This is a genomic window from Gluconobacter cadivus, from assembly GCF_015244745.1.
GTDB classification, from domain to species: domain Bacteria; phylum Pseudomonadota; class Alphaproteobacteria; order Acetobacterales; family Acetobacteraceae; genus Gluconobacter; species Gluconobacter cadivus.
In genome coordinates this window covers 185,668-208,205 of the sequence record NZ_JABCQI010000004.1, presented here as the reverse complement: position 1 = coordinate 208,205, position 22,538 = coordinate 185,668, and the positions used below count along the sequence as shown (strand labels likewise).

The following is a 22,538-nucleotide window of genomic DNA, read 5'->3' as shown; positions in this document are numbered from 1 at the left end:
CTGGTCCGGAACTTCAGGAAAGCGACAGGTGAGGGCGTTATGATCTGTAATAGCTTATACATTATTGCGTATGAAGCCTACGAGACGTTTAACAAGTCCGCGAGGTCTTGGTTCGGGTGCGGATATATCTCCGAAGTCCCGATCCGCACCCGCTGCCCAGGCCAGAAGCCCCGCAGCGGTTGAAAAGCCTGCCGAAGCCGCGGCTGTCTCGGGCAGGCCGTAGATGTTCTGGGGTTTTCCCATCCGGACAGGACGGCCCAGAATACGGGTAGCAACGGGAACGATCCCTTCAAGCAGAGAGGCTCCGCCTGTCAGGACGACCCTGCCGTTAGCCAGTCGGCCCAGTCCGGCATTGTCGAGGGACTGTCGGACGAGTTCAAGGGTTTCCTCGATCCGGGGCTGGATGACGGAAATGACCTTGGAACGCTGTAGGCGCACCAAGCGGTCGCTGTTTTCCCCGATCAGGGGAACGGACAGGATTTCCCGCTGGTCGTCAGAACCCATCTGGGCTGCGCCATACATCGTCTTGAGACGTTCGGCCGTTTCTAGAGACGTCGACAGGACGCCTGCGATGTCGCGCGTGACATGCAGGCCGCCAACGCGGATCTGGGCCGTGTGCAGCAGTTTACCTTCGCAGAAAACAGCCAGAGACGTGGTCCCCCCGCCCATTTCCACGACCGTGACGCCAAGCTCCCGCTCTTCGGCTGCAAGAACCGAAATGCCCGAGGCGAACGGACTTGCCACCAGTCCGTCCAGCTTGAGTTCCGCATGTTGCAGAACGGCGTCCAGAGTGCGCAAGGCGCTGGAGTTCATGTCCACGACATGCATCCGGGTCGCCAGTTCTTCGCACTGGTGGCCGATGGGATCGGCAATGCCGGGAATGGAATCCACGACATATCCGATCGGGAGCGTATGGATGACCTCTCGGCCTTCCATCCAGGCGCGAGCCTGTCCTTCTGCGATGAGGCGTTGAACGTCTCCGGCCGTCACTTCGCGTCCACCGATCGGGATCTGAGCGTCCACCAGCCGGCTCAACGGTCTGCCGCAAGACAGGTTGACGACGAGGGAGTCCATGCGTCGTTCGGCGGCTTCTTCGGCCTGACCGACCGTCGCCCGGATCGCGGCTTCGGCTTCGCGGATATCGACGATCGATCCTGAGCGGATACCGTGAGAACGGCGCCATCCGTGGCCTAGAACCTGAATGGAACCGTCGGCCTCTCCCTTGCCGATCAGGCAGGTCATTTTCGTCGTACCGATATCAAGTGCGCCGAAAATGCCCGGACGCCATGCGATACTGCGATGCGTCTCTTCGGGAGGGAGCGGCAGGATGTCGCGCGGGACACGGTTGACGCTGACATCACGCTCGCCGCCAACAGGGATGAGGGACCGGCCTCTCAGACCACCCCGGCGCCGGAATGCCGGAAGATCTGACATGGAGGTAAGGTCATTCATGGCTGCTTCGTGCTGTCTGCTGGGGGTGGAGGAGAGGACGGAGACGGATCGGGTTTCGCTCCTTCGGCAGGCGAAGTGGCTGTAACCGGGGCGACCTGTGGAGGCTGGTGGACGACCATTCTGTCCGGGAGGCGCAGATCAATCGACTGTACCGGACGTTCCAGCAGGCGCATGCTCTGTTGGTAACGCGCCAGACGCGCAAAAGCTGCAGCTTCTTCGCCTTCAGGCAGCAAAACAGTGGTGCCATCCTTGAGTGTTGCATTCCAGCGGCGGCTTCCGACCCGGATCAGCGCCGTGACCTGAGCCTTGACCAGCGGTTCGTGGTTGAGCGCGTCAATAACGCTTGCAGCAGCGGTATTGGCGCCTTCACCCACAACGAGAGGAAGCTGGAGAAAAGCCTGCGCATTCTTCCCGGTCAGGCCCTGATCGGGAACTTCCTCGCCGACGCGGTTGATGAGCATGAAATGCCCGCGGTCCTGCCAGACGGCGATCGGGGTGCGCTCGACCAGTGTAATGATGACGGTATCGGGCATGTGTCGCTCGACCGTGGCGTGGTCGATGAATGGCAGTTCGTCCAGTCGCTGGCGGGCGGCTTCGACGGAGAACCCGAAAATCGGGTGTCCGATGGAGGTTCCGAGCGCGTCCTGAATTGAGGCTTCGCTCGTCATGCCGCGACCATTGATGACGATGTGGCGGATGGGCAGCGGCTCCATTGCGACCAGACGTTCGCGTAGGGGTGCAAAGCGTTCTTCCGAAGCTGCGTCATACAGCAGGCGCATGCCCGCACCTGCAAGACCCATCACGACCAGAAACACGATCGCAGGCCGGATCAGCCGCCGTTGTCGGCGCCAGAACAGCTTGGCCCGGGAAGGGCGGTCTTCCTGAGGCGGCATGCCGCCGGAATAACGCTCCCGGACAAAATCGTTTTTCTGAAAGGACGGGTCTTCCCGCATCAGCGTGTCAGGGCCTCCCGGACCATCCAGTCACACAGCTCCGGATAGGGAATGCCGCAATAGGCAGCCTGTTCCGGAAGCAGGGATGTGGGTGTCATCCCCGGCTGCGTGTTGACTTCGAGAATGATCAGCGTGTCGGTATCCTCGTCATAGCGGAAATCCGTACGGCTGGCGCCCTGACAGCCCAGCGTCTGATGGGCGCGAAGGGCGTAGTCGAGCGCGCGATCCGTTACAGCCTGGGGCAGATCCGCAGGAACAACGTGACGCGAGCCGCCAGCCTTGTATTTGGCTTCGAAATCATAGAACGCGGCTGTTTCGCAGGGCAGGATGTCGGTGACGGCGAGGGCGCGGTCTCCCATGACGCTGGCAGTCAGTTCCCGGCCGGGAATGAAACTTTCGACCAGTGCGTCTTTTCCGAAACGCCAGGTCTGTGCGATTTCCGCACGGCGGTTATCGCCCGTCCGCACGATCTCGACCCCTACGGAAGAGCCTTCGGCAACGGGCTTGATGACATAGGGGGCGGGAAGAGGGTCGGCTTCGGCCAGTTCTTCAACCGTCACCACACGCCCCTGCGCCACTGGCAGACCGGCAGCCGCCAGAAGGATACGGGTAGCGCCCTTGTCCATTGCGACGGCAGAGGCGCGGATTCCGGAATGCGTGTAGGGTAGGCCGAGCCATTCCAGAACGCCCTGAATGGCGCCATCTTCGCCACGCGGGCCGTGCAGCGCATTGAAGACGACGTCCGGAGCTGCGGATTTCAGGCTGGCGATTGTCGCGGCGATGTCGGGCCCGACATCGATCGGCGTGACGTCGTGACCCGTCTCGCGCAGGGCTTTGATCACGGCATCGCCGGTCACGAGGCTGACGGGGCGCTCGTTGGATGTCCCGCCCAGCAGGACTGCGACTTTCATAACGTCTGGTCTCCTTTGGACTGACGTCCGATCCGTTTGATTTCCCAATGCAGACTGACGCCGCTCTGTGCCAGAACTTTTTCGCGCACGGTCTCTCCCAGCGTTTCCAGATCAGCGCTGCTGGCCTGTCCCAGATTGAGCAGGAAATTGCAGTGTTTTTCGCTAACCTGCGCATCGCCGATCCGAAGGCCGCGACATCCGGCTTCGTCGATCAGTTGCCAGGCCTTGTGGCCTTCCGGGTTGCGGAACGTGGAGCCGCCTGTGCGCGCACGGACGGGCTGTGAAGCCTCGCGAGACGCCCGGATATCTGCAATGCGGCTGCGAATGGCGTCTGCATCATCCGGCGTTCCGCGCAGGCAGGCCCGGATCACCACGCTGCCTTCGGGAAGCTCTGAATGGCGATATGCAAAGCCCAGTTCTGCACGGGAGAGACGGCGCAGTTCGCCTTTGTTTGTCAGGATTTCGGCCCATTCGAGAATGGCATCGAGATCCGATCCGTAGGCGCCTGCGTTCATGCGGACAGCGCCGCCGATTGAACCCGGAATGCCAGCCAGAAACTCCAGATCAGCGAGACCGGCTGCGGCGGCATGTTCGGCTACGGTGATGTCGAGGGCTGCGGCTCCGACGATCAGGCTGTTGCCCTGTATGTCGATATCCGCAAAGCCACGCGCCAGACGAATGACCGTGCCTGCGATGCCGCCATCGCGGATGATGACGTTCGAGCAAGCCCCCAGAACCGTAACGGGCATGGACGCAGGCTTTTCACGCAGGAAAAGTGCCAGATCGTCCTGATCTTCAGGGATGAAGACCCAGTCCGCCGGGCCGCCGACGCGAAACCACGCACGCGGACCAAGAGGGGCGTTCGGCGTCAGTCTTCCCCGCAGGCCTGTGACCGGAAAATCTCTGCTGTCTGTCATGCCGCGCCTTCGGTTGCGGGCTGCCGGTTCAGCGCTTCGAGCTGGGCAGGAAGCGCCTGAGCCCACTGGGTGATGGTTCCGGCACCGAGGCAGACAACATAATCACCGGGTTTGGCGATGGCGTTGATCATTTCCGGAAGATGTGCGGGATCGGGGAGCGGCACGACGGAGCGGTGGCCGCGATCGCGCAGACCTTCGACAAGTGCATCTCGGCCCGCACCTTCGATCGGAGATTCACCCGCAGCGTACACGTCTGCCACGATGACCGTATCGGCATCATTCATGCAGGTGCAGAATTCGTTGAACAGGACTTTCAGGCGCGAATAACGATGCGGCTGCACGACGGCGATGACGTTCTTCGCACCCGCCTGACGCGCGGCTTTCAGGACGGCTGCGATTTCAACCGGGTGATGGCCGTAATCGTCGATGATGGAGATGCCGTTATAGTCGCCGGTGCGCGTGAAGCGGCGCTTGACGCCTTTGAAGGTCGTCAGGGCAGACGCGATGACGGAATCGCTGATTTCCATTTCAAGGGCAACAGCGATCGCCGCGAGCGAGTTCAGGACGTTATGGTGCCCGAGCATCGGCAGGCGGAACGGACCCGCACGGCGTGAGCGGTTGCGCTGGCGGTTCGTGACCACGACCTCGAACGTGGCCCCGCGCTTGTCCATGACGACTTTTTCGGCGCGGATATCGGCCTGTGGACTGAAGCCATAGGTGATGACGCGATGATCGGACAGGCGCGGGATCATCTGCTGCACCTGCGGGTGATCCACGCACAAAACGGCAAAGCCATAGAACGGGATGTTGGAGACGAACTGGTCGTAACCGGCCTGCATGGCCTCTTCCGTGCCCCAGTGATCCAGATGTTCCGGGTCCATGTTCGTCACGACCGCGATCACGGCGGGCAGACGCAGGAAGGAGCCGTCGCTTTCGTCGGCCTCGACAACCATCCAGTCGCCCGAGCCCATGCGTGTGTTGGTGCCATAGGCTTCGATGATGCCGCCGTTGATGACGGTGGGGTCGAGTTTGGCATGTTCCAGAACACAGGCGACGAGGCTGGTGGTCGTGGTCTTGCCATGTGTGCCGCCGATGGCGACGGACCAGCGCAGACGCATCAGTTCGGCTAGCATTTCTGCACGGCGGACAACCGGAATGAGCTTGGCGCGCGCCGCCACGACTTCGGGGTTGTCTTTCTTTACGGCCGTAGACGTGACGACAACCTGTGCATCGCCCAGATTAGCTGCGTTATGGCCGATGTGAACGATAATCCCGGACTGACGCAGGCGTTGCACATTCGCACCCTCCGCGATGTCCGAACCCTGCACCCTGTAGCCCAGCATGTGCAGCACTTCGGCGATGCCGGACATGCCGATGCCGCCGATACCGACGAAGTGAATGGTTCCGATGTTCAGGGGCAGGGCGCGCATGGGGCAGGTACTCTTGGGTAGAAACGGGGGATCAGGGACGAAGAGCGGATTCAATCAGATCCGCGACTTTTACGGCAGCATGAGGGCGCGCGCAGGAATGAGCGGCTTTTGCTGTATTTTCGAGCTTTTCAGGATGGGAAAACAGGTCCGTCAGCAGAGTGGTTAGGGCTGCGGGCGTGAAATCAGGCTGGCGGATCATCCAGGCGGCACCCGCATCCACGAGCGCCTGACCATTCGCCCCCTGTTCATCGGAGGCCGCGATGGGCAGAGGAACGAGAATGGAGGGGCGGCCTGACATGGTCAGTTCCGCGACCGAAGAGCCGCCCGCACGACCGATCACGAGATGTGCGTCTTTGAGGCAGGTTGGCACATCGGTGAAAAACGGTGCAGCTTCAACCTCGATACCGGCATCGGCATAGATGGTGCGGACGCGGTCCAGATCGTCAGCCTTGATCTGCTGTGTGACTTTGAGGCGCTTGCGGAGTTCCTCGGGCAGAGCGGCCAGAGCTTGTGGAACGATCTCGGAAAAGACCCGCGCTCCGAGAGAACCACCCCAGACCAGAAGGTTGATCTGCTCTTCGGGCACCGCATAGGCGTTTTCAAAGAGCGCTTCGATGCCTGCGCGCACGGGCATACCAGTGAGCGTCGTCTGTGCGTTTTGCGGGAGGCGCGCGACCGTCGCGTAGGATGTGGCGATCAGGGGAGAAAAGCGGGACAGGAAGGCATTGGCCTGACCAAGGACCGCATTGCCCTCATGAATGACCATGCGGGGCCGCTTTGCGGAAGGCAGAAACCGGGATGCGGTCAGGGGCGGAATGGACGGATAGCCGCCAAAACCGACGACGGCTGCTGCATCGAGGGATTTGAGGACGCGACGTGCTTCTCCTATGCCGCGGAGCAATGCGAGCACGCCACGGATTTTTCCGCCAAGGCCCTTGCCTGCCACACCGGCACCATCCAGCACATATTGCGGAAGGTCTTTGAACAGGCCCGTGTCTCGGCGTCCATGCCGAGCGTCGGTCATGAGAACGAGGTCATGGCCTCGCTCTGCAAGAACGGTTGCAACGGCTTCGGCTGGAAAGAAATGTCCCCCGGTGCCACCGGCGGCGATAACGATGGGGCGGCTCACGGCGCATTCCTCTCAAACAACGGGTTCTGGCCGTAAGATGCAGCGGCTCTTTGTGCGATTTTGCTCTGGCCGACATGATGGCGGGTCAGGGCCAGAACCATTCCCATGGTCAGGGCGACCGACATTGCCGAACTGCCGCCATAGGAAATGAAGGGGAGGGTCATGCCCTTTGTCGGGATCAGATGCAATGTCGAACCCATGTTGACGAAGGCCTGAAGGCCGAAACCCGTCACCAGTCCCGCAGCAGAAACAATGACGAACGGATCGTCTTCATGCATCAGCTTGAGGAGGGTCCGCAAAACGATCGTTCCGAAAAGCAGAATGATGATCACGCACAGGATCAGGCCGTATTCTTCACCAGCAACCGCGAAGACGAAGTCGGCATGGGCGTCGGGCAACAGGTCCTTTACCCGTCCTTCACCCGGGCCGCGTCCCAGAAGGCCACCGTTTCCGAAGGCACGTAATGCGGTGTCGATCTGGTAATGATCACCGACATCGGGATGCAGGAAGCGCTGGACGCGGGACTGGACGTGCGGAAAGACGATATAGGCCACAGCAAAGGCGCCTGCCATGCCTGCAACGCACAATCCAACCCAGTAGAGTTTGAGCCCATCCACGAAAAGCTGGGTCATGAAGACCATCGTGATGACGGAGAGCATTCCGATATCCGGCTGTGATTTCAGCAGGAGCAGGATGAAGCCGAAGCACAGGAAGGCAATCAGCATGCCCGGAAAGGCGATATTGCCCCACATGACGACAGAACGTCGTGCGGAAAGCAGCCAGCCTGTCACGACCGCAAAGCAGGGCTTGAGGAATTCGGAGGGCTGCACGGACATCATTGGCAGCGCGATCCATCGGCGCGCGCCCTTGATTTCCATACCATGAACCAGCGTCATGGCCGTAGCACCGAGTGCGATGATCCCGCCGATGATCGCCAGTCTTTTGATGGCTTTGCGGGACAGATACGACGTGCCGAGCACGATCCCACCAGCCAGCGCCAGAAAGATCACCTGCTTGAGAATGAACATGTTGCGCGAGGCACCGATGCGCGATGCCACCGCAGGACTGGCGGCGAGCATCAGCACATACCCCAGACCGATCAGCAGGCCGACGCAGGCCAGCGTGACGCGATCAAGGTTTCGCCACCAGCGGGCGACAGCGGAGGTCTCGACACGGGACAGTCCCGACATGGTGTCAATTCTCCAGCTTTTGCGTGAGCGTGGTGCCTGAATGGCCTGATTTCACAATATTATCGCAAATATGAAGAAAGTGTGACCCACGATCCTCGAAACTGCGAAATTGATCAAAACTTGCACAGGCGGGTGAGAGCAGAACAACCGGGACAATCTGGGCGAGAGCTGCGCTGAAGGCTGCCGAGACGGCATTCTCCAGCGTTCCGCACTGCTGGAAAGGCACGCCGTGTATGGCCAGTGTCCCAGCGAGAGTGTCCGCATCCTGCCCGATCAGAAAGGCCTGTGCGATATGGTTGAAGAACGGTGCAAGGCTTTCGATGCCGCCCGCTTTTGCAACGCCGCCCGCAATCCACATGACTCTGTCATAGGAAGCAAGAGCCTTGGAGGCAGCTTCTGCATTTGTGGCTTTGCTGTCATTGATAAACGACACACCAGCGCATTCCGCGACTTTTTGCAGGCGATGTTCCAGGCCGGGAAATGATTTCAGACCGTCGCGGAGTGCTGCCTCATCAAGGCCGAGATGACGCGCAATGGCGCAGGCTGCACCAACATTCTGGGCATTGTGTCGGCCCGGAAGCGCCGGCCCCTCGAAGGGGGGCAGAGTATCGGCGTCCAGTTCCATGACCTGCACACCGCGCGCTGCGAACTGTGACGCGATAGCGCGGCACCAGTCATCATCGGTGCCAATCACGGCGAGGTCACCGGAGCCCATATTGTCGAACACATGCGCTTTGGCGGCGGCATATCCGGTCATGTCGCCATGCCGGTCCAGATGATCGGGCGTCAGGTTCAGCAGGCAGGCCGCGCTGGCATGGAAACGGTCCAGCCGCTCAAGCATGTAGGACGACATTTCGATCACATAGACGCCATTATCGGGCAGGAGCGGCAAGGCCAAAGAGGCTGTTCCGAGATTTCCACCTGCCACGCAGGGACGCCCGGCCATCGTAAAGAGATGGGCGATCAGGGCTGTTGTCGTCGATTTGCCGTTTGTGCCGGTGACGGCCACGAACGCGGCTTTTGAGCCGGATTTCCGAACGACCCGATACAGGATTTCGGCATCGGACAGGATCTGGACGCCCTGCGTGCGGGCGAGATCTGCGACAGGATGCGCCTTTGGCAGCAGGTGCGGAATACCCGGGGACAGGATGAGGGCCGTCATCCCGGACAGATCGGTCAAGGGCGCAAGCGTCAGGTTCAGATGTGCAGGCAGATCGGCGTTGCGATCGTCCCAGGCCTGAACCTCTGCGCCCATTCCGAGCAGGGCTTGGACGACAGCCGCACCGTTGCGCCCCAGACCGCAGACGGCATAACGCTCGCCTGTGAGAAGGTTGGGCGAAAAGGCGTTCATCGCAGTTTCAGGGTCGCAAGGCCGCAGAGGCCGAGCACAATGGAGACGATCCAGAAGCGGATGACGATTTTAGGTTCCTGCCAGCCCTTTTTCTCAAAATGATGATGCAGCGGCGCCATGAGGAACACGCGGCGTCCCGTTCGTTTGAACCAGAAGACCTGAATGACGACCGAAAGGGTTTCGGCTACGAAAACGCCGCCTACGATGCACAGGACGAGTTCATGCTTGGTGGCGACCGCGATGGCGCCAAGCGCTCCGCCGAGGGACAGGGAGCCGGTATCGCCCATGAAAACAGCCGCAGGCGGGGCGTTGAACCATAGAAACCCAAGGCCCGCGCCGATCAGGGCCGCGCAGAAAACCGCCAGTTCGCCCGTACCCGGAACCGGATGGAGTTGCAGATAGTCCGCAAAGACATGGTTGCCGACCAGATAGGAAATCAGGGCGAAGACCAGTGCGGCAATCACGACCGGTACGATGGCCAGTCCGTCCAGACCGTCCGTGAAGTTCACGGCGTTGCCGAAGCCGGTGATGGCAATCATGGCGAAGATCGGAAACGCATAACCCAGCGGCAGCAGCACATCCTTGACGAAAGGGAAGGCGACCATGTTGCGCAGTTCTGGCGGCGTCAAATGTTGCAGCCAGATGCCGGCAATCAGCGATGTCAGGAATTCGCAGCACAGCCGGGTGCGCTTTGAGACCCCTGTCGTGTTGCGCTTGGAGAGCTTCAGATAATCGTCGGCAAAGCCAACGGCGCCGAAAGCGGCCGTCGTCAGCATGACGGCCCAGACGAAGCCGTTTGTGAGATCCGCCCAGAGAAGTGTTGCCGAGAAAAGCGCAATCAGGATCAGCATCCCGCCCATTGTCGGCGTGCCGGCTTTTTCCAGAATGTGTCGTTCGGGGCCCACGGAGCGGATCGGTTGGCCTTCGCGCTGGATGCGTTTGAGCTGTGCGATGAAGGGTTTGCCCAGTGTCAGCGAGATGACCAGTGCCGTCAGGCAGGCGCAGCCTGAGCGGAACGTCAGGTAATGGAACAGGTTGAAGAACCCGCCATGAGACGTGTCGTGAGCGGCGATAAGATTGAAAAGCATCAGGCAGAAACCGGGCTGGAGGCGTTGTCGAGGGCTGAAATCACGTCACGCATCCGGCTGCCGAAGCTGCCTTTCACGAGCAGGAGATCGCCGGGGCGGAGGGCATCAAGAAGAATGGGAGCGAGGGAGGCGGCATCGGCGGCGTATCCTCCCTGAAGTTCGGAGGGAAGCGCGTCATAAAGGGCGCGCATGTGTGGGCCGCAGCAGAACGTAAGAGCGTTTGCGGTTTGCACGGCGTCAGCCAGCGAGCGATGTTCGGCATCGGCGAATGTACCGAGCTCGCGGATGTCTCCGAGGGCTGCGACATGTCGCTGGGCCGGAAGGAGGGCAAGCGTCGCCAAAGCGGCGCGGACGCTGGGGGTGGAAGCGTTGTAGCTCTCATCCAGCAGGCGCACGTCGTTCAGGATCGTGCGGATCTGTCCGCGTCCTGCGCCTGGCACGAAACCGTTCAGGGCGTGGGTTGCTGCTGCGACGTCTTCGCCAAGGGCTGCAACAGCGCCGAGGGCCAGAGCTGCGTTTCTGGCAAGATGTTCGCCGGGTGCAGTGAGCGTCACGTTTTGCTCGCCGTTGGGCGTGTGGAGCAAAAAATGACTGCCTTCCGCCGTGCAGTTCAGGTCTTCAAGGCGGAGTTCCGCTGTTGCGGAAAAGCCTGACCGCCAGAGCGTGCAGCCTTCAGGAAGAGCGCCGGCAAAGACTGTCTGCCCGTGAGCATCATCAGGGACGATTGCGATCCCATGGACGGGAAGAGCGCCGAACAGGGAGGCTTTTTCCTGTGCAATCGCTTCGATGCTGCCCATGTGGCCGAGATGCGCCGTGCCGATCGTGGTGATAATGGCCACATCGGGACGGACCTGCGCGGCAAGGGGCGCGATTTCTCCCACATGGTTCATGCCAATTTCGCTAATGCAGAAGCGCGCGTCCTGCGGCAGCCGGGCCAGCGTGAGGGGAACGCCCCAGTGATTGTTGTAGGAGGCCACGGCGGCATGTGTCGGGCCGATCGCGGATAAGGCGACCTTCAGCATGTCCTTGGTCGTTGTTTTGCCGACGCTCCCGGTAATGGCCACGACTTTTCCGCGGAAACGGGCGCGGGCATAGCGACCCAGATCCACCAGTGCGGTCATGGTGTCGGGAACGATCAGAAGGCGCGGATCGTCCAGACCGGCGGTGTCGTGCACGAGGACACAGGCCGCGCCCTTGTCCAGAGCCTGCCGGATATGGGCGTGGCCATCGCTGCTTTCGCCACGCAGGGCGATGAACAGGTCTCCGGGCGCGAGCGTGCGAGTGTCGATTGAGATGCCCGTGACGTGGACATCGGCCTCAAGCGTGCCGCCCGTCGCAGTGCGCAGGTCTGCGCTGGTCCACAGAACGCTCATGCTGCACCTGCCAGTTCGCGGAGGACGAGACGATCGTCGAAAGGCAGGATGTCCGTGCCTACGATCTGCCCCTGTTCGTGTCCCTTGCCCGCTACGACAAGAATATCGCCGGGCTTCAGGGCCTCAAGCCCCGCTGCGATGGCGCTGCGGCGGTCTGCAATTTCCAGAGCGTCCGGGCAGGCGGCCCTAATTTCGGAGCGGATCGTCATGGGGTCTTCCGTGCGCGGATTGTCGTCCGTGACGATGGCCAGATCTGCCATACGTGCCGCGACCTCTCCCATCAGCGGACGTTTGCCCCGGTCGCGGTCCCCGCCTGCGCCGAACACCACGACCAGACGGCCCGTCGTATGTGGGCGCAGGCTGGACAGGACACAGTCGAGGGCATCGGGCGTGTGGGCGTAATCCACATAGGCCGCGGCACCGTTGGGCAGCTCGACCGCCCGTTCGCAGCGGCCGTGGACACCTGTCAGTCGCGATAGAAGTTCGACAACCTGCTTGGCGTTGGCCTTGTCCGTCCAGCACATGGCTGCTGCCAGCATGACGTTGTCGGCCTGAAAACGGCCCGGTAGTGAAAGAGACAGCTCGGGTAGCTCCTCGCCATGCAGCGCCAGACGGAGGATTTGACCGGAGGGCGTGGGACGGGCCTCGATCAGCCGAAGGGCGGTGCCATTGCGTCCGACGCTGCGGAGTTTCAGGTTTCGTCTGGCCGCGATCGCCTGAAGGGCTGCGAAAGTTTCGCTGTCCATGTCGGCATTGACGGCTGCAATGCCGCCCTCGGGCAGGACTTCGTCAAACAGGCGCAGTTTGGCCGTGCGGTAGGCGTCCAGCGTCAGATGATAGTCGAGGTGATCGCGCGTCAGGTTGGAAAAGCCAGCCGCTGTCAGTGTGATGCCGTCTAGGCGGTGCTGCTCCAGTCCGTGCGAGGAGGCTTCAAGCGCGACGTGATCCACCCCGTTCCCGGCCAGTGCGGCAAGAGTCTGGGCTAGCGAAACGGGATCGGGCGTGGTGAGGCTTGGAGGGGCGGGGATTTTTGTATCCGACACAAGCCCAAGCGTTCCCAGACTGGCCGCGCGGTTTCCCTGAAGGATCCAGAGTTGCCGGAGAAAATCGGCCGTGCTGCTTTTCCCGTTTGTTCCGGTGATCGCCGCGATACAGGAGGGCTGCGGGCCAGCAAGGGCGAAAGCCATGCAGGCCAGAAGATGCTTGGCATCCGGGCGCACGATCACAGGGATCTGGGCCGGGATCTCTGCCGTATCATGATCTGCGATGACTGCGGCGGCGCCTTGTGAGAGGGCCTGTGCGATGAAGGCGCTCCCATCCTGCTTTGCGCCGCGTAGGGCAAAGAACAGCGCGCCCGGTCCGACCCTGCGGCTGTCGGCAGTGACGGCCAGAATGTCAGGATCGTCCGTCAGGGACTGCGATGTGCCACAGAGGGCGAAGAGCTGGGAGAGGCGCATGGGACGGTTCAGTGCTGTGTCTTGGTCTTCGGAGAGGTGGTCTTGGGTTCGTGAGGCTGATTACGCGGGTCTCCGGGGTCATTTCCGGGGCCGAGGGCATGATAACCGGCGGGGACGACCGGGTTCATCGGAATGGCCAGAGAGGCATCGATAGCGTCTTTGTTCGTAAGATCCGGGAATTGGTTCAGGATCGGGCCGACGCGGGAAATGATCTTTTTTACCGTCGGGGCTGCGTTCCAGGCTGCCGTCGTCCAGCCATGGGTCGCGGCGGTTCCCTGTGGACTGTCGAGCATGACATAGACGGCGTAATGCGGATTGTTCATCGGAAAGACGCTGGTGAAGGCAGAGACGTTGACGTGCTTCAGATAGCCGCCATGGGCGCCAATCTTTTCCGCTGTGCCGGTTTTTCCGCCGACATAATAGCCTGGAACTTCAGCGGATTTACCGCTTCCCATCGTAACGTCGAGGCGCAGAAGTTTGCGCAGGAGGGCTGACGTCTGTTCAGACAGAACTCGTGTGCCCACAGGCGTTTCGGCACCGATTTCGTCGCTGTCGGAATCCGGACGATATGCGACCGGGCGAAGCTGTGCCGCATCAGCATCGGGCGTCGGCTTGCTATCGTCTTCGGTATCGCGGGCTACGAGCGTTGGTTTGAGCAGGATGCCACCATTCACGGTCGCGGCTGTTCCACGCACGATTGCAAGCGGCGGTTCGGCCACACCATGACCGAAGCCGACTGTCATAACGGTGGAAATACCCCAGTTGCGCGAAGCTGGAACGAGCGGACGTCCGGCTTCGGGCAGTTCGACAGGAACACGGTTGAAGAAGCCCATGTTCCGCAACCAGTCCTGCTGTCGGGCCGCACCGACATCAAGCGCGATATGTGCGGCGGCAGGGTTGGACGAAAACGCCAGAACGCCGGGCAGCGAGAGCCACGGGGCGAAATGGTCCGTCTTCATGTCCCGGATGGTGAAGCGCCCGACCCTGATCGGAATGGTCGAGAAGCGGTCCCAGATATGCACGACACCAAGCTGAAGGCCCATTGCGGCGGTCTGGAGCTTGAAGGTCGAACCGGGTTCATACATGCCGGTAACGGCGCGGTTGAAGCGCGCATCGTTGGGGGCGTGTCCGAAATCGTTGGCGTCATAATCGGGCAGGCTGACCATCGCCAGAATTTCGCCGGTGCGGACATCCATGACGATGGCGCTGGCACCAATGGCGGAGAATTCGTCTTTTGCGGCCTGAAGCTCGTCATGCGCGACAGTCTGTACGCGAACGTCCAGAGACAGGCGCAGCGGAGATTTGTCGGAATTCAGGCGCTTGTCGAAATACCGCTCCACACCCGCGATGCCATGATCGTCGATATCGACGCTGCCCATGATCTGTGCGGCGGTCCGGCCAAGCGGGTAGTGACGGCGTTCGCCAGCTTCGAAATAGATGCCCGGAATACCCAGATTGTTGATGGCGATTTCCTGAACGGGGGAAATATCGCGCGCCAGATAAACGAACTGTTTTTTAAGCGACAAACGCCGGATCGTCTCATCCCGGTCAAGCTGTGGGAGGACTTTGCGGAGTTTGTCTGCTGCGTCTGCCGGGTCGATCAGCTCCATTGGATTGGCATAGACCTGCGCCACGGGCAGAGAGAGCGCCAGAGCCTGACCCGTGCGGTCCGTGATGGTGGCGCGCTTGACGGTCGGCAGTACGAAATCGCCGGACATTTCCCCGCGCGGATCGCTTTTGGGAATCTCGGGAACCTGTGGGGCGATCTGCCGCTTTTCGGGCTCCATCGGCATCAGGACCGTGGCGACGGTCGCCTTGAGCGCTACGGCACCATAAATCGCCAGAAAGCCCATTCCGACGCCCAGAAGGCGTCCGTGCATCTGGTCGAGATTCAGGCGGCTACCTCTTCGTGATGCCGCACCTTTCCGGGGACGTCCTGACGGGACATCCTGACGCGCGGGGCGCTGCGAACCGGAAGAAGGTGGCACGTCCTGGGGCATCGTGCGGGGGTGCGTCCTGTTGAAGGGCTCGCCCTAAGCTATCTGAGAATGCTGAACGAGCGGTTAACGATGAAGGGGCTTTCAGTTAGCCAACGGCACCGGCGCGGGCAATGCGTCATTTACATTTGCCAGAGCGGAAAGTTGAGCGTGATGCGCCCGCGGACGCTCTTCCGCAAGGCGGGTCGTTACAGGCGCATGGCTGACATGAACAGTCTGCGGATGCCAGGCAGCCACCATCAGCGGAGCAGGGTGGCTCTCACGATAGCTGACGAGATGCACGTTCGGCGCCGTGTCAGCATGGCTGTGAACGGACGCTGTAGCTGGATGCGAAGCGGCAGAGGCGAGTTGGACGTCCGCAGTATGGGCATGGGAAGGGTGTGCCGAAATCGCAGCAGGTTTGACGACGACCGGGGCAGGGTGACTTGCCATGGCTACGACCACTGGTCGGGGCGCGGGCGTGCTCTGGGCAGGAGGAGGTGCATGCACAACAGGCTGCTGCGGGGCGGGCAGGGGCAGATGTGCGGCTTCTGCTGCCCTGTTGACGACTTCATGCAGACCTTCGCGAGGATCTGCCGCCTGCGCTTTCGAGCCGGGGGCTGGAAGATGCGCTTCAAGAGACGTCATGCGGATGAACTGGTCAGGCTCCATCGGATGGAGCGCCGGGACGAAGCGGGCAGCGAGTGTGTTGAGGCGGTCCGGCTGGTTCAAAAGGGCCCATTCCGTCCGTAGCATGGCGGTCTGGCTTCGCACGCGCTGCGTGTCCTGCACGATTTTCGTGATCTGCTGGTCCAGAACCGTAGTCTCATGCTTCTTCGTATAGAGAAACAGGCCGGATCCTGCGGCAAGGACGGCACAGGCGACGGTGAAGGGCCGGATCATGAGGAGATTCCTGAGGCGGGATTACGGACCAGTGCACGCAGACGGGCGCTGCGGGCGCGCGGATTTTCCCGGGATTCCTCGTCCGTAGCGGAGAGGGGGCGGGAATGGAGAAGGGAAAAAGCCGGCGCGTTCTGACGAAGCGGAGCCGGTTCGTAGCGGGAAGGATTTCCCGTCCGTCCTGCGAGAACAGCCATGGCACGTTTCGCCAGACGGTCTTCGAGGGAATGGAAGGTGACAACCACGAAAATACCACCCGGCGCCAGAAGGCGCGGCGCTGCTTCCAAGGCCCGCTCCAGTTCGCCAAGCTCGTCGTTCACAGCAATCCGCAACCCCTGAAAGCTGCGGGTTGCGGGGTCGATATTGGCACGGTCGCGGGGGACGCAGCAGCGGATGATATGGGCAAGCTGGCCGGTGGTGGTGATCGGAGCTTCAGCACGGGCCGCCACAATGGCGCGTGCGATGCGGCGGGAGAGTTTTTCTTCGCCGTATCGGTAAAGAATGTCCGCGAGGTCCGCTTCCTTGAGGTCATTGACCAGATCGGCGGCGGAAGGACCGTCCGAACCCATACGCATGTCCAGCGGACCGTCGTTCCGGAAGGAAAAGCCGCGCTCGGCCTGATCGATCTGGAAGGACGAGACGCCCAGATCCAGTACGATGCCGTCAAACGGGCCTTCTGCGCCGACCAGAGCTTCCATGTCACCGAACGTGCCCTGATGCATCCGCAGCCGCCCGTTGGCCTGAACGGCCATGGCGTTTCCGCGTTCGATAGCCGCCGGATCACGATCGATGCCGTCGAGGGTGCAGTCAGCAGCGTTCAGAATGGCGCGGGCATAGCCACCGCCACCGAACGTACCGTCCAGATACCGGCCACCAGCGCGGGGTGCGAGGGCTTCGAGTACCTCGTGCAGCATGACGGGGACGTGCCCCGAGTGAACCAGAGTGATCGCGTTCATTCGGCTGCTCCCGCAGTGTTTGTGGCGGCGGGCGCGCTGATGGGGCGACGGCTGGTTGCAAGTGTTTTTGCACGGCTCCGGGCGGCCTGACGGCGCTCTTCGGCAGCGGCGGGATGCCAGATCTGGAATGTCCGTCCCAGCCCCATGAAAGACACTTCATCCGTCAGCGCCGCGTGGGTGCGCAGGGTTTCGGGCAGAATGATGCGGCCTTCCTTGTCGCTGTCCAGCGGATAAGCATCCGCGTAGAGGCTGGCGGCCAGATCTTCGTGGTCTTCCGAAAATGGATCGTATTCGTCAAGCGGGGTGGCAAGGGAGGCGAAAGCGCCAACCGTCCAACCCTCAATGCATGGGTGGAGATGGGACGGGCGGAGAATAACCAGCGGGTCGCCCGGCTGGGCCTGAGATTTCAGGGCAGCACGGAAAGGTGCAGGAATAGAGACGCGTCCCTTGGCATCGAAACGGTTCTGATGCGTGCCGAGGAACATGCTCATGAACGATGTGCCTCCTTCCTGCATTCAGAAACCGGGTATTCGGCTGCTGATTATTTGGCTTGGTCTTTATTGGGATATCATGGGATTTCATGGGACGTCAAACAGATATCATCAAAAAACCGCAGAAAACTGCGGCATTTTCAAAAGTTGAAATGTGACAAAAATTTTTGCTGTTTGTTAGGGTTTATCAGGGATAATCGCGGAGGCGGATCTATACCTGCCGTTATTTGTTCTGTTTTTGTTCTTCTTTGGGGGAGGGGACAATTACTGGAAGAACAGATTTTCAGAGGGTGCCAGACGGCCTGTAAGCCGGGTTCTGTCCGCCCGAAAGCGGGACGATCATTCCTCTGGGACCTGCATTGCTGCAGGCCTCACGCAACCAACCCGAACGACGGGGCGAGAAGCCCCCGGCTTCCTTGCGGAAACCTGCCGTTCCTATTCGGTCTTGCTCCCGGTAGGGTTTACCGTGACCATCGCCGTTGCCGGAGATGCGGTGCGCTCTTGCCGCACCGTTTCGCCCTTACCCGCAACGTATTTTCCCCGCGATAAATCGCTGAAAAAACAGTCCGGCGGGCGGTCTGTTTTCTGTGGCACTGTCCCTAGGGTCGCCCCCGCCGGCAATTAACCGGTACCGTTTTCCCGTGGAGCCCGGACTTTCCTCCCTGTATGCGATCCTCATCGCACACACAGCGATCGTCCAGCCGTCTGGCGGGGCAGACACTGCTCCGGGACGCCTGCGGGGTCAAGGGCAGACTTTTACTGATGACCGGAGCATAAGGGATAAATGCGCCCGACCCTGACATTGCGGATCTTCCTGTTCTGGCTGGCCCGACAGAGCCGCAGACGTGGTGTTGCACCGCGAACAATCGCTCTTGACGAAATTCCGCCCATCCCTGCCCCACAGCCTTCTGCGGACGTTCTGCAACAGATCCGCCGTGTGACGGGACGCCCGAGTTTCCCGGTCAGTCTTTCGTCGCTACGGATCCGGCGGTGGCGTGAGATCCGTGTTCCCGGAGCGGAGGGAGAGCGGAATGCCCGTCTGTACCGGCCACGGGGGAAAGTCAGAGGTGTTGTGCTGTTTCTGCACGGCGGCGGATTCGTGCATTGCGATCTCGTCTCGCATCATGGGATCTGCTGCCGCCTTGCGGCGTCTTCAGGGGCGATGATGCTGTCGCTGGATTATCGTCTTGCGCCCGAGCACCGTTTCCCGGCTGCTCTGGATGATGCCAAAGCCGCGTTGGAGTGGATTTTCACGACTGTGCCAGCCGATATGCCTGTGGCTGTGGCGGGTGACAGTGCGGGGGGCAATCTTTCCGCCGCGCTCACGCAATGGGTGCGGGCGCGGGGATCACGCCCGCTCAGCGCCCAGCTTTTGTATTATCCCGCCCTGAGCGGTCCGTTTGTTCCGCCGTCCCGTCAGGCTTATGCGGACGGCTACATGCTGAGTGCGGAGCTTCTGTACTGGTATTGTGGCCAGACGCTGGCGAGTGCGGAGCAGCTTTTCGATCCGGAATTTTCGCCATTGCTGGCTGACGATTTCGAGACTCTGCCGCCCGCTATGATCGTCACTGCGGGGTTCGATCCACTCAGGGGCGAAGGCGAACTTTATGCCCGTCGCCTGAATGAGGCCGGGGTGCCGGTTGTGCTGAAAAACTTCCCGCGCATGATTCATGGTTTCCTGAACGGCTACGCGCTGTTTCGCGATGGGCGGCGGGCGTTGAGAGAAGGGGGAATGTTTCTGCGCGAGGCTTTTGCGCAGGAGAAAAACGGAGCGTCCTAGGGCGCTCCGTTTTTTAGAACATCTCAGAGAGGCAGATCGTGGAAGGAACCGGGCGTTCCCGCATCGGTCTGTACGGTCCGGTCGGCACGGTTGATCTTCAGGCTGAACAGTTTGTCGGCTGATGGTTTCTCGCCGGGGCAACCATTGCCGTGCCGTCCGAGAACGTCCATCGTCGGCGTGTTGTCGGACGCGCTACCGTTAACGACGAAGACGAGGCAGTTGCGCGGTAGATCCGTCAGATTGTCCTTCACCACCGCAAGGCGGAGATGCTCCACTAGAGCGGTGTTATCGAACCAGCTCAGCTTGCTGAACGTGATCTTGTCATAAGACATGTCCAGCAGCCCACTCCGGACTGCAATGAACATGAGCAGAAAAGCCGGGATGACGATCAGAAGCCGCCGCAGCAGAAGCTGTTTGAAGCTGCGGGGCTGACGGCGTGTATTTTTGCCCGGCGCGCGGCCCAGACGGGGCGTTGCGCTTTTATCATCACTCAAATGTGGTCACTCCGAGGCTTCGTGCCAGGTGTCGCCATGCTCGGCAAGCAGACGGGTCGCCTGCTCCGGACCGTAGGAACCGGCGCTGTAAGTCTGCATGGGTACCTTATTATGCTTCCACGCATCAAGGACCGGTTCAGCCCAGCGCCATGCAGCTTCGACTTCGTCGCGACGGATGAAGAGGACCGGATCACCCCGGACCGCGTCAAGCAGCAGCCGCTCGTAGGAGTCGGGGAAGGGCATGCCGCCTTCCATACGGATGGAGGTGTCCAGATCCGCCGTGTGGAGGTTGAACACATCCAGCGCGGGGTTCTTGACGTTCAAGCGCAGTTCCACACCCTCATTGGGCTGGATGCGCAACACGAGGCGGTTGCTGGCGGGAGTGGCGCCGAACATCGTGGTCGCAGCCGGGCGGAACGTCACGACGATCTCGCTGACCTTGCGGGCCGAACGCTTGGCCGTACGGATATAGAACGGCACGTTCTTCCAGCGGGGCGTATCCACCCAGGCGCGGACTGCGGCAAAGGTTTCGGTGGCGCTGGGCGTGCCCAATTCTTCAAGATAGCCCGGAACATTCTCGCCGCCGATCACGCCGGCCGTGTACTGCGCACGTACGGTCTCGGTCGCTGCGCTGGCTTCCGTAATCGGGCGCAGCGCGTTCAGAACCGCCAGCTTGGCGTTACGGACGGCATCAGCTTCAAGGGAATCCGGCGCTTCCATGGCGACCAGACACAGCACCTGAAGCAGATGGTTCTGGATCATGTCGCGCAGTGCGCCTGACGTATCGTAATAGGCGGCACGACCTTCAACGCCGACCGTCTCGGCAGCGGTGATCTGCACGCTCTCGATATGCTCTGCTGACCATGCCGCATTGATGAGCGGATTGGCAAAGCGCAGGGCGAGAACGTTCTGGACCGTCTCTTTGCCGAGATAGTGATCGATCCGGTAGATCTGCTTTTCCGGGAAATACTGGCCCACACCGTCATTGATGGCGGTTGCGGTCGCCATATCCGTTCCGATGGGCTTTTCAAGCACCACCCGCGAATTGGCCGTGATCAGCCCATATCGGTGCAGGTTTTCGCAAATGCTGCCGTAAAGCTGCGGCGCGGTTGCGAAATAAAAGACCCGCACCCGGTCAGGCTGTGCCTTGGCGAAGAGGGACGTCAGGCTGTCCCACTGTTCGCTCTGGCGGCTGCTGTCGAGGGTCACATAGTCCAGACGGGCCAGAAAGCGGTCCACCAGTCCGGGGCTCAGGACATCCGAAGGAAGGAAACGCTCAAGCGCCTCACGGGCACGCGCGACATAGGCCTCACGGCTCAGCTCCGTCCGGGCGGCTCCGATGATGCGGGCATCATCCGGAATCTGGCCCAGCCGGAGGCGGTTATAGAGCGCGGGCAGCAGCTTGCGCATCGTGAGATCGCCAGTGGCGCCGAAGATGACATAGTCGAAGGGTTCGACCTGCTGAAAATGTTCCATGGGAGACTCTCTGACCTCTCGAACCCGCAGACCGGGAAAAAAGGGTTAAGGTTCAGGCCGTTTCAGGCACCGTCTAGTTCCCTGTCGGGGGGCTTTCTGTCAAGGGATGAGCCGTGCACGACATCGGGAGAAAAGCTTCGTCATGCTCACGCGTTCATGAAACGTGCGCATAATTCCGTTGACCGTCCGACCCTCATCACGATAAGCCGCGCGGCGGATGCTGTGTTTGCGCAGCGTCGGCAAAACATAGCCCAGACGACATAAGGAAACCGGACCATGGATGCAGAAATCAAGAACGAAGGCGCTGCCACGGGCGGGATCGCTGCGGACCGTCTGCGCTCCATTATCGAGCGTGTCGAGCGTCTGGAAGAGGAGCGCAAGGCTCTGGCTGGCGATATCAAGGACATTTTTTCCGAAGCCAAATCGGCTGGATTTGACGTAAAAGTCATCAAGCAGATCATCCGTCTGCGCAAGCAGGAGCCTGCGGAAATCGAGGAACAGGAAACCCTGCTCGATATCTATCGTCGCGCCCTTGGAATGTAATTCCGGCCGCCGGAACATCGAACACGCCACTTTCAGACTGGACCGGGCCTCCTCATGATGTCTGATTTTTCATGGCTGCCAGGCTGGGCCCTCGGGTGCCTGGTCGTGGTAGCCGCACTCTTCGGACTGGCACTGCTGTGCATGCCGTTCGCCGTGTTCGGCACCAAGCCCCGGTTGCAGGATCTGGAGTTCCAGATCGCCGAGATGCGCGCTGAACTCCGGGCGCTGAACCTGCGCTTGGCTGTTTCGAGCCGTCCCGACAGTCCTTCTGCTGAACCAATGGCACAGGCCGTCACAGCATCTCAGGAGCGCATGGCGCGGATAGATGAAGACTATCTGATGCCCGCACACACCCTGCGTCCTGATCTGCCGTCCTATGAGGATGGTCCTGGGCAGAGTGGCTCGGGGCAGGGCATTACGGGACGGGCAGACCCTGAGACCCTGCCGCGCCGGGGTTTTAAGGCCGCATCCCCTCCAGCGAGAGACGACCTGCCTGGTGCGTCCGAGCGGGTCTGGTCGCGCGCGCCATGGGAGCAGGGCGCAACAGAGACTGCGCGCCAGCCTCTGAGTCGCGCCATTGACAAGAAGCAGTCCGCAAAAACAGTTGCGGAGAGCGACGCTTACCAGCCCCGTTCCGAACCCAAGCTGCGTTGGCCCCCAAGGGGCTGAGC

General features: G+C 61.2%; 21 protein-coding genes and 1 other RNA gene. 4 read left to right on the top strand and 18 right to left on the bottom strand.

Annotated elements, in window-relative coordinates; all coding sequences use genetic code 11:
- Window positions 1-54: 54 nt before the first annotated feature.
- The 15 genes from ftsA to mraZ all read right to left on the bottom strand — a co-directional run bounded on the left by ftsA (window position 55) and on the right by mraZ (window position 17,574).
- Entirely contained in the window at window positions 55-1,452 is a 1,398-nt protein-coding gene (gene ftsA / locus HKD28_RS07795) for a cell division protein FtsA (RefSeq protein ID WP_062028568.1), read from the bottom strand.
- Window positions 1,449-2,405, bottom strand: a complete 957-nt coding sequence (locus HKD28_RS07790) for a cell division protein FtsQ/DivIB (protein WP_194267814.1) — start codon at window positions 2,403-2,405, stop codon at window positions 1,449-1,451. Before HKD28_RS07790 ends, ftsA begins: the two co-directional genes overlap by 4 nt.
- A complete protein-coding gene (locus tag HKD28_RS07785; RefSeq protein WP_194267813.1) occupies window positions 2,405-3,316 on the bottom strand; it encodes a D-alanine--D-alanine ligase in 912 nt (303 codons plus the stop codon). The genes HKD28_RS07790 and HKD28_RS07785 overlap by 1 nt, the downstream gene beginning before the upstream one ends.
- Window positions 3,313-4,233 carry a UDP-N-acetylmuramate dehydrogenase gene (gene murB / locus HKD28_RS07780; protein WP_194267812.1) on the bottom strand — a complete coding sequence of 307 codons (921 nt, stop codon included), beginning with the start codon at window positions 4,231-4,233 and terminating at the stop codon, window positions 3,313-3,315. The genes HKD28_RS07785 and murB overlap by 4 nt, the downstream gene beginning before the upstream one ends.
- Window positions 4,230-5,663, bottom strand: a complete 1,434-nt coding sequence (gene murC, locus HKD28_RS07775; RefSeq protein WP_194267811.1) for a UDP-N-acetylmuramate--L-alanine ligase — start codon at window positions 5,661-5,663, stop codon at window positions 4,230-4,232. Before murC ends, murB begins: the two co-directional genes overlap by 4 nt.
- A gap of 31 nt (window positions 5,664-5,694) precedes the next feature.
- Window positions 5,695-6,792: an undecaprenyldiphospho-muramoylpentapeptide beta-N-acetylglucosaminyltransferase gene (gene murG / locus HKD28_RS07770; RefSeq protein WP_194267810.1), complete on the bottom strand. Its 1,098-nt coding sequence runs from the start codon at window positions 6,790-6,792 to the stop codon at window positions 5,695-5,697.
- A complete protein-coding gene (locus tag HKD28_RS07765) occupies window positions 6,789-7,982 on the bottom strand; it encodes an FtsW/RodA/SpoVE family cell cycle protein (RefSeq protein WP_194262142.1) in 1,194 nt (397 codons plus the stop codon). The genes murG and HKD28_RS07765 overlap by 4 nt, the downstream gene beginning before the upstream one ends.
- Before the next feature lie 4 nt (window positions 7,983-7,986).
- The gene (murD, locus tag HKD28_RS07760) at window positions 7,987-9,333 is read right to left on the bottom strand and encodes a UDP-N-acetylmuramoyl-L-alanine--D-glutamate ligase (RefSeq protein ID WP_194267809.1); all 1,347 of its coding nucleotides are present in this window, start codon (window positions 9,331-9,333) and stop codon (window positions 7,987-7,989) included.
- Window positions 9,330-10,421: a phospho-N-acetylmuramoyl-pentapeptide-transferase gene (gene mraY, locus HKD28_RS07755; RefSeq protein WP_194267808.1), complete on the bottom strand. Its 1,092-nt coding sequence runs from the start codon at window positions 10,419-10,421 to the stop codon at window positions 9,330-9,332. The genes murD and mraY overlap by 4 nt, the downstream gene beginning before the upstream one ends.
- Window positions 10,421-11,794, bottom strand: coding sequence for a UDP-N-acetylmuramoyl-tripeptide--D-alanyl-D-alanine ligase (locus HKD28_RS07750; protein ID WP_194267807.1), 1,374 nt, complete (start codon window positions 11,792-11,794; stop codon window positions 10,421-10,423). Before HKD28_RS07750 ends, mraY begins: the two co-directional genes overlap by 1 nt.
- Window positions 11,791-13,251: a UDP-N-acetylmuramoyl-L-alanyl-D-glutamate--2,6-diaminopimelate ligase gene (locus HKD28_RS07745; RefSeq protein ID WP_194267806.1), complete on the bottom strand. Its 1,461-nt coding sequence runs from the start codon at window positions 13,249-13,251 to the stop codon at window positions 11,791-11,793. Before HKD28_RS07745 ends, HKD28_RS07750 begins: the two co-directional genes overlap by 4 nt.
- An 8-nt stretch (window positions 13,252-13,259) precedes the next feature.
- Complete coding sequence (locus HKD28_RS07740; protein ID WP_194267805.1) at window positions 13,260-15,251, bottom strand: peptidoglycan D,D-transpeptidase FtsI family protein; 1,992 nt, start codon at window positions 15,249-15,251, stop codon at window positions 13,260-13,262.
- An 81-nt stretch (window positions 15,252-15,332) separates the two neighbouring features.
- Complete coding sequence (ftsL, locus tag HKD28_RS07735; RefSeq protein WP_194267804.1) at window positions 15,333-16,130, bottom strand: cell division protein FtsL; 798 nt, start codon at window positions 16,128-16,130, stop codon at window positions 15,333-15,335.
- The gene (gene rsmH, locus HKD28_RS07730; RefSeq protein WP_194267803.1) at window positions 16,127-17,083 is read right to left on the bottom strand and encodes a 16S rRNA (cytosine(1402)-N(4))-methyltransferase RsmH; all 957 of its coding nucleotides are present in this window, start codon (window positions 17,081-17,083) and stop codon (window positions 16,127-16,129) included. The genes ftsL and rsmH overlap by 4 nt, the downstream gene beginning before the upstream one ends.
- Complete coding sequence (gene mraZ, locus HKD28_RS07725; RefSeq protein WP_194267802.1) at window positions 17,080-17,574, bottom strand: division/cell wall cluster transcriptional repressor MraZ; 495 nt, start codon at window positions 17,572-17,574, stop codon at window positions 17,080-17,082. Before mraZ ends, rsmH begins: the two co-directional genes overlap by 4 nt.
- Here mraZ and HKD28_RS07720 point away from each other — a divergent pair.
- Window positions 17,573-17,725 (top strand): hypothetical protein, encoded by a 153-nt coding sequence (locus HKD28_RS07720; protein WP_194267801.1) that lies wholly within the window; start codon window positions 17,573-17,575, stop codon window positions 17,723-17,725. The genes mraZ and HKD28_RS07720 overlap by 2 nt on opposite strands.
- Window positions 17,726-17,863: 138 nt before the next feature.
- Here HKD28_RS07720 and rnpB read toward each other — a convergent pair.
- An RNA gene (gene rnpB, locus HKD28_RS07715) (RNase P RNA component class A) lies at window positions 17,864-18,283 on the bottom strand.
- A 75-nt stretch (window positions 18,284-18,358) separates the two neighbouring features.
- Here rnpB and HKD28_RS07710 point away from each other — a divergent pair.
- Window positions 18,359-19,354: an alpha/beta hydrolase gene (locus HKD28_RS07710; RefSeq protein ID WP_194267800.1), complete on the top strand. Its 996-nt coding sequence runs from the start codon at window positions 18,359-18,361 to the stop codon at window positions 19,352-19,354.
- A gap of 23 nt (window positions 19,355-19,377) precedes the next feature.
- On the opposite strand, the gene HKD28_RS07705 is transcribed toward HKD28_RS07710, so the two are convergent.
- Both HKD28_RS07705 and zwf read right to left on the bottom strand, forming a co-directional pair.
- A complete protein-coding gene (locus HKD28_RS07705; RefSeq protein WP_174694266.1) occupies window positions 19,378-19,848 on the bottom strand; it encodes a hypothetical protein in 471 nt (156 codons plus the stop codon).
- A 6-nt stretch (window positions 19,849-19,854) separates the two neighbouring features.
- Window positions 19,855-21,324 (bottom strand): glucose-6-phosphate dehydrogenase, encoded by a 1,470-nt coding sequence (zwf, locus tag HKD28_RS07700; protein WP_194267799.1) that lies wholly within the window; start codon window positions 21,322-21,324, stop codon window positions 19,855-19,857.
- A gap of 276 nt (window positions 21,325-21,600) precedes the next feature.
- Here zwf and HKD28_RS07695 point away from each other — a divergent pair, with 276 nt between their 5' ends.
- Both HKD28_RS07695 and HKD28_RS07690 read left to right on the top strand, forming a co-directional pair.
- Window positions 21,601-21,867, top strand: coding sequence for a DUF2312 domain-containing protein (locus tag HKD28_RS07695; RefSeq protein WP_099286501.1), 267 nt, complete (start codon window positions 21,601-21,603; stop codon window positions 21,865-21,867).
- 54 nt (window positions 21,868-21,921) lie between these two features.
- The gene (locus tag HKD28_RS07690; protein WP_194267798.1) at window positions 21,922-22,536 is read left to right on the top strand and encodes a hypothetical protein; all 615 of its coding nucleotides are present in this window, start codon (window positions 21,922-21,924) and stop codon (window positions 22,534-22,536) included.
- The last annotated feature ends 2 nt before the right edge of the window (window positions 22,537-22,538 follow it).

Excerpts from the sequence above, each read along its gene's own strand:
- HKD28_RS07720 (WP_194267801.1), top strand. The coding sequence starts at position 17,573 with ATGAACGATGTGCCTCCTTCCTGCATTCAGAAACCGGGTATTCGGCTG.
- murD (WP_194267809.1), bottom strand. The coding sequence starts at position 9,333 with ATGAACGCCTTTTCGCCCAACCTTCTCACAGGCGAGCGTTATGCCGTC.
- HKD28_RS07695 (WP_099286501.1), top strand. The coding sequence starts at position 21,601 with ATGGATGCAGAAATCAAGAACGAAGGCGCTGCCACGGGCGGGATCGCT.
- HKD28_RS07690 (WP_194267798.1), top strand. The coding sequence starts at position 21,922 with ATGATGTCTGATTTTTCATGGCTGCCAGGCTGGGCCCTCGGGTGCCTG.
- HKD28_RS07790 (WP_194267814.1), bottom strand. The coding sequence starts at position 2,405 with ATGCGGGAAGACCCGTCCTTTCAGAAAAACGATTTTGTCCGGGAGCGT.
- HKD28_RS07785 (WP_194267813.1), bottom strand. The coding sequence starts at position 3,316 with ATGAAAGTCGCAGTCCTGCTGGGCGGGACATCCAACGAGCGCCCCGTC.
- HKD28_RS07740 (WP_194267805.1), bottom strand. The coding sequence starts at position 15,251 with ATGCCCCAGGACGTGCCACCTTCTTCCGGTTCGCAGCGCCCCGCGCGT.
- HKD28_RS07745 (WP_194267806.1), bottom strand. The coding sequence starts at position 13,251 with ATGCGCCTCTCCCAGCTCTTCGCCCTCTGTGGCACATCGCAGTCCCTG.
- mraZ (WP_194267802.1), bottom strand. The coding sequence starts at position 17,574 with ATGAGCATGTTCCTCGGCACGCATCAGAACCGTTTCGATGCCAAGGGA.
- murC (WP_194267811.1), bottom strand. The coding sequence starts at position 5,663 with ATGCGCGCCCTGCCCCTGAACATCGGAACCATTCACTTCGTCGGTATC.
- HKD28_RS07750 (WP_194267807.1), bottom strand. The coding sequence starts at position 11,794 with ATGAGCGTTCTGTGGACCAGCGCAGACCTGCGCACTGCGACGGGCGGC.
- murB (WP_194267812.1), bottom strand. The coding sequence starts at position 4,233 with ATGACAGACAGCAGAGATTTTCCGGTCACAGGCCTGCGGGGAAGACTG.
- ftsL (WP_194267804.1), bottom strand. The coding sequence starts at position 16,130 with ATGATCCGGCCCTTCACCGTCGCCTGTGCCGTCCTTGCCGCAGGATCC.
- rsmH (WP_194267803.1), bottom strand. The coding sequence starts at position 17,083 with ATGAACGCGATCACTCTGGTTCACTCGGGGCACGTCCCCGTCATGCTG.
- zwf (WP_194267799.1), bottom strand. The coding sequence starts at position 21,324 with ATGGAACATTTTCAGCAGGTCGAACCCTTCGACTATGTCATCTTCGGC.
- HKD28_RS07765 (WP_194262142.1), bottom strand. The coding sequence starts at position 7,982 with ATGTCGGGACTGTCCCGTGTCGAGACCTCCGCTGTCGCCCGCTGGTGG.
- HKD28_RS07710 (WP_194267800.1), top strand. The coding sequence starts at position 18,359 with ATGCGCCCGACCCTGACATTGCGGATCTTCCTGTTCTGGCTGGCCCGA.
- mraY (WP_194267808.1), bottom strand. The coding sequence starts at position 10,421 with ATGCTTTTCAATCTTATCGCCGCTCACGACACGTCTCATGGCGGGTTC.
- ftsA (WP_062028568.1), bottom strand. The coding sequence starts at position 1,452 with ATGAATGACCTTACCTCCATGTCAGATCTTCCGGCATTCCGGCGCCGG.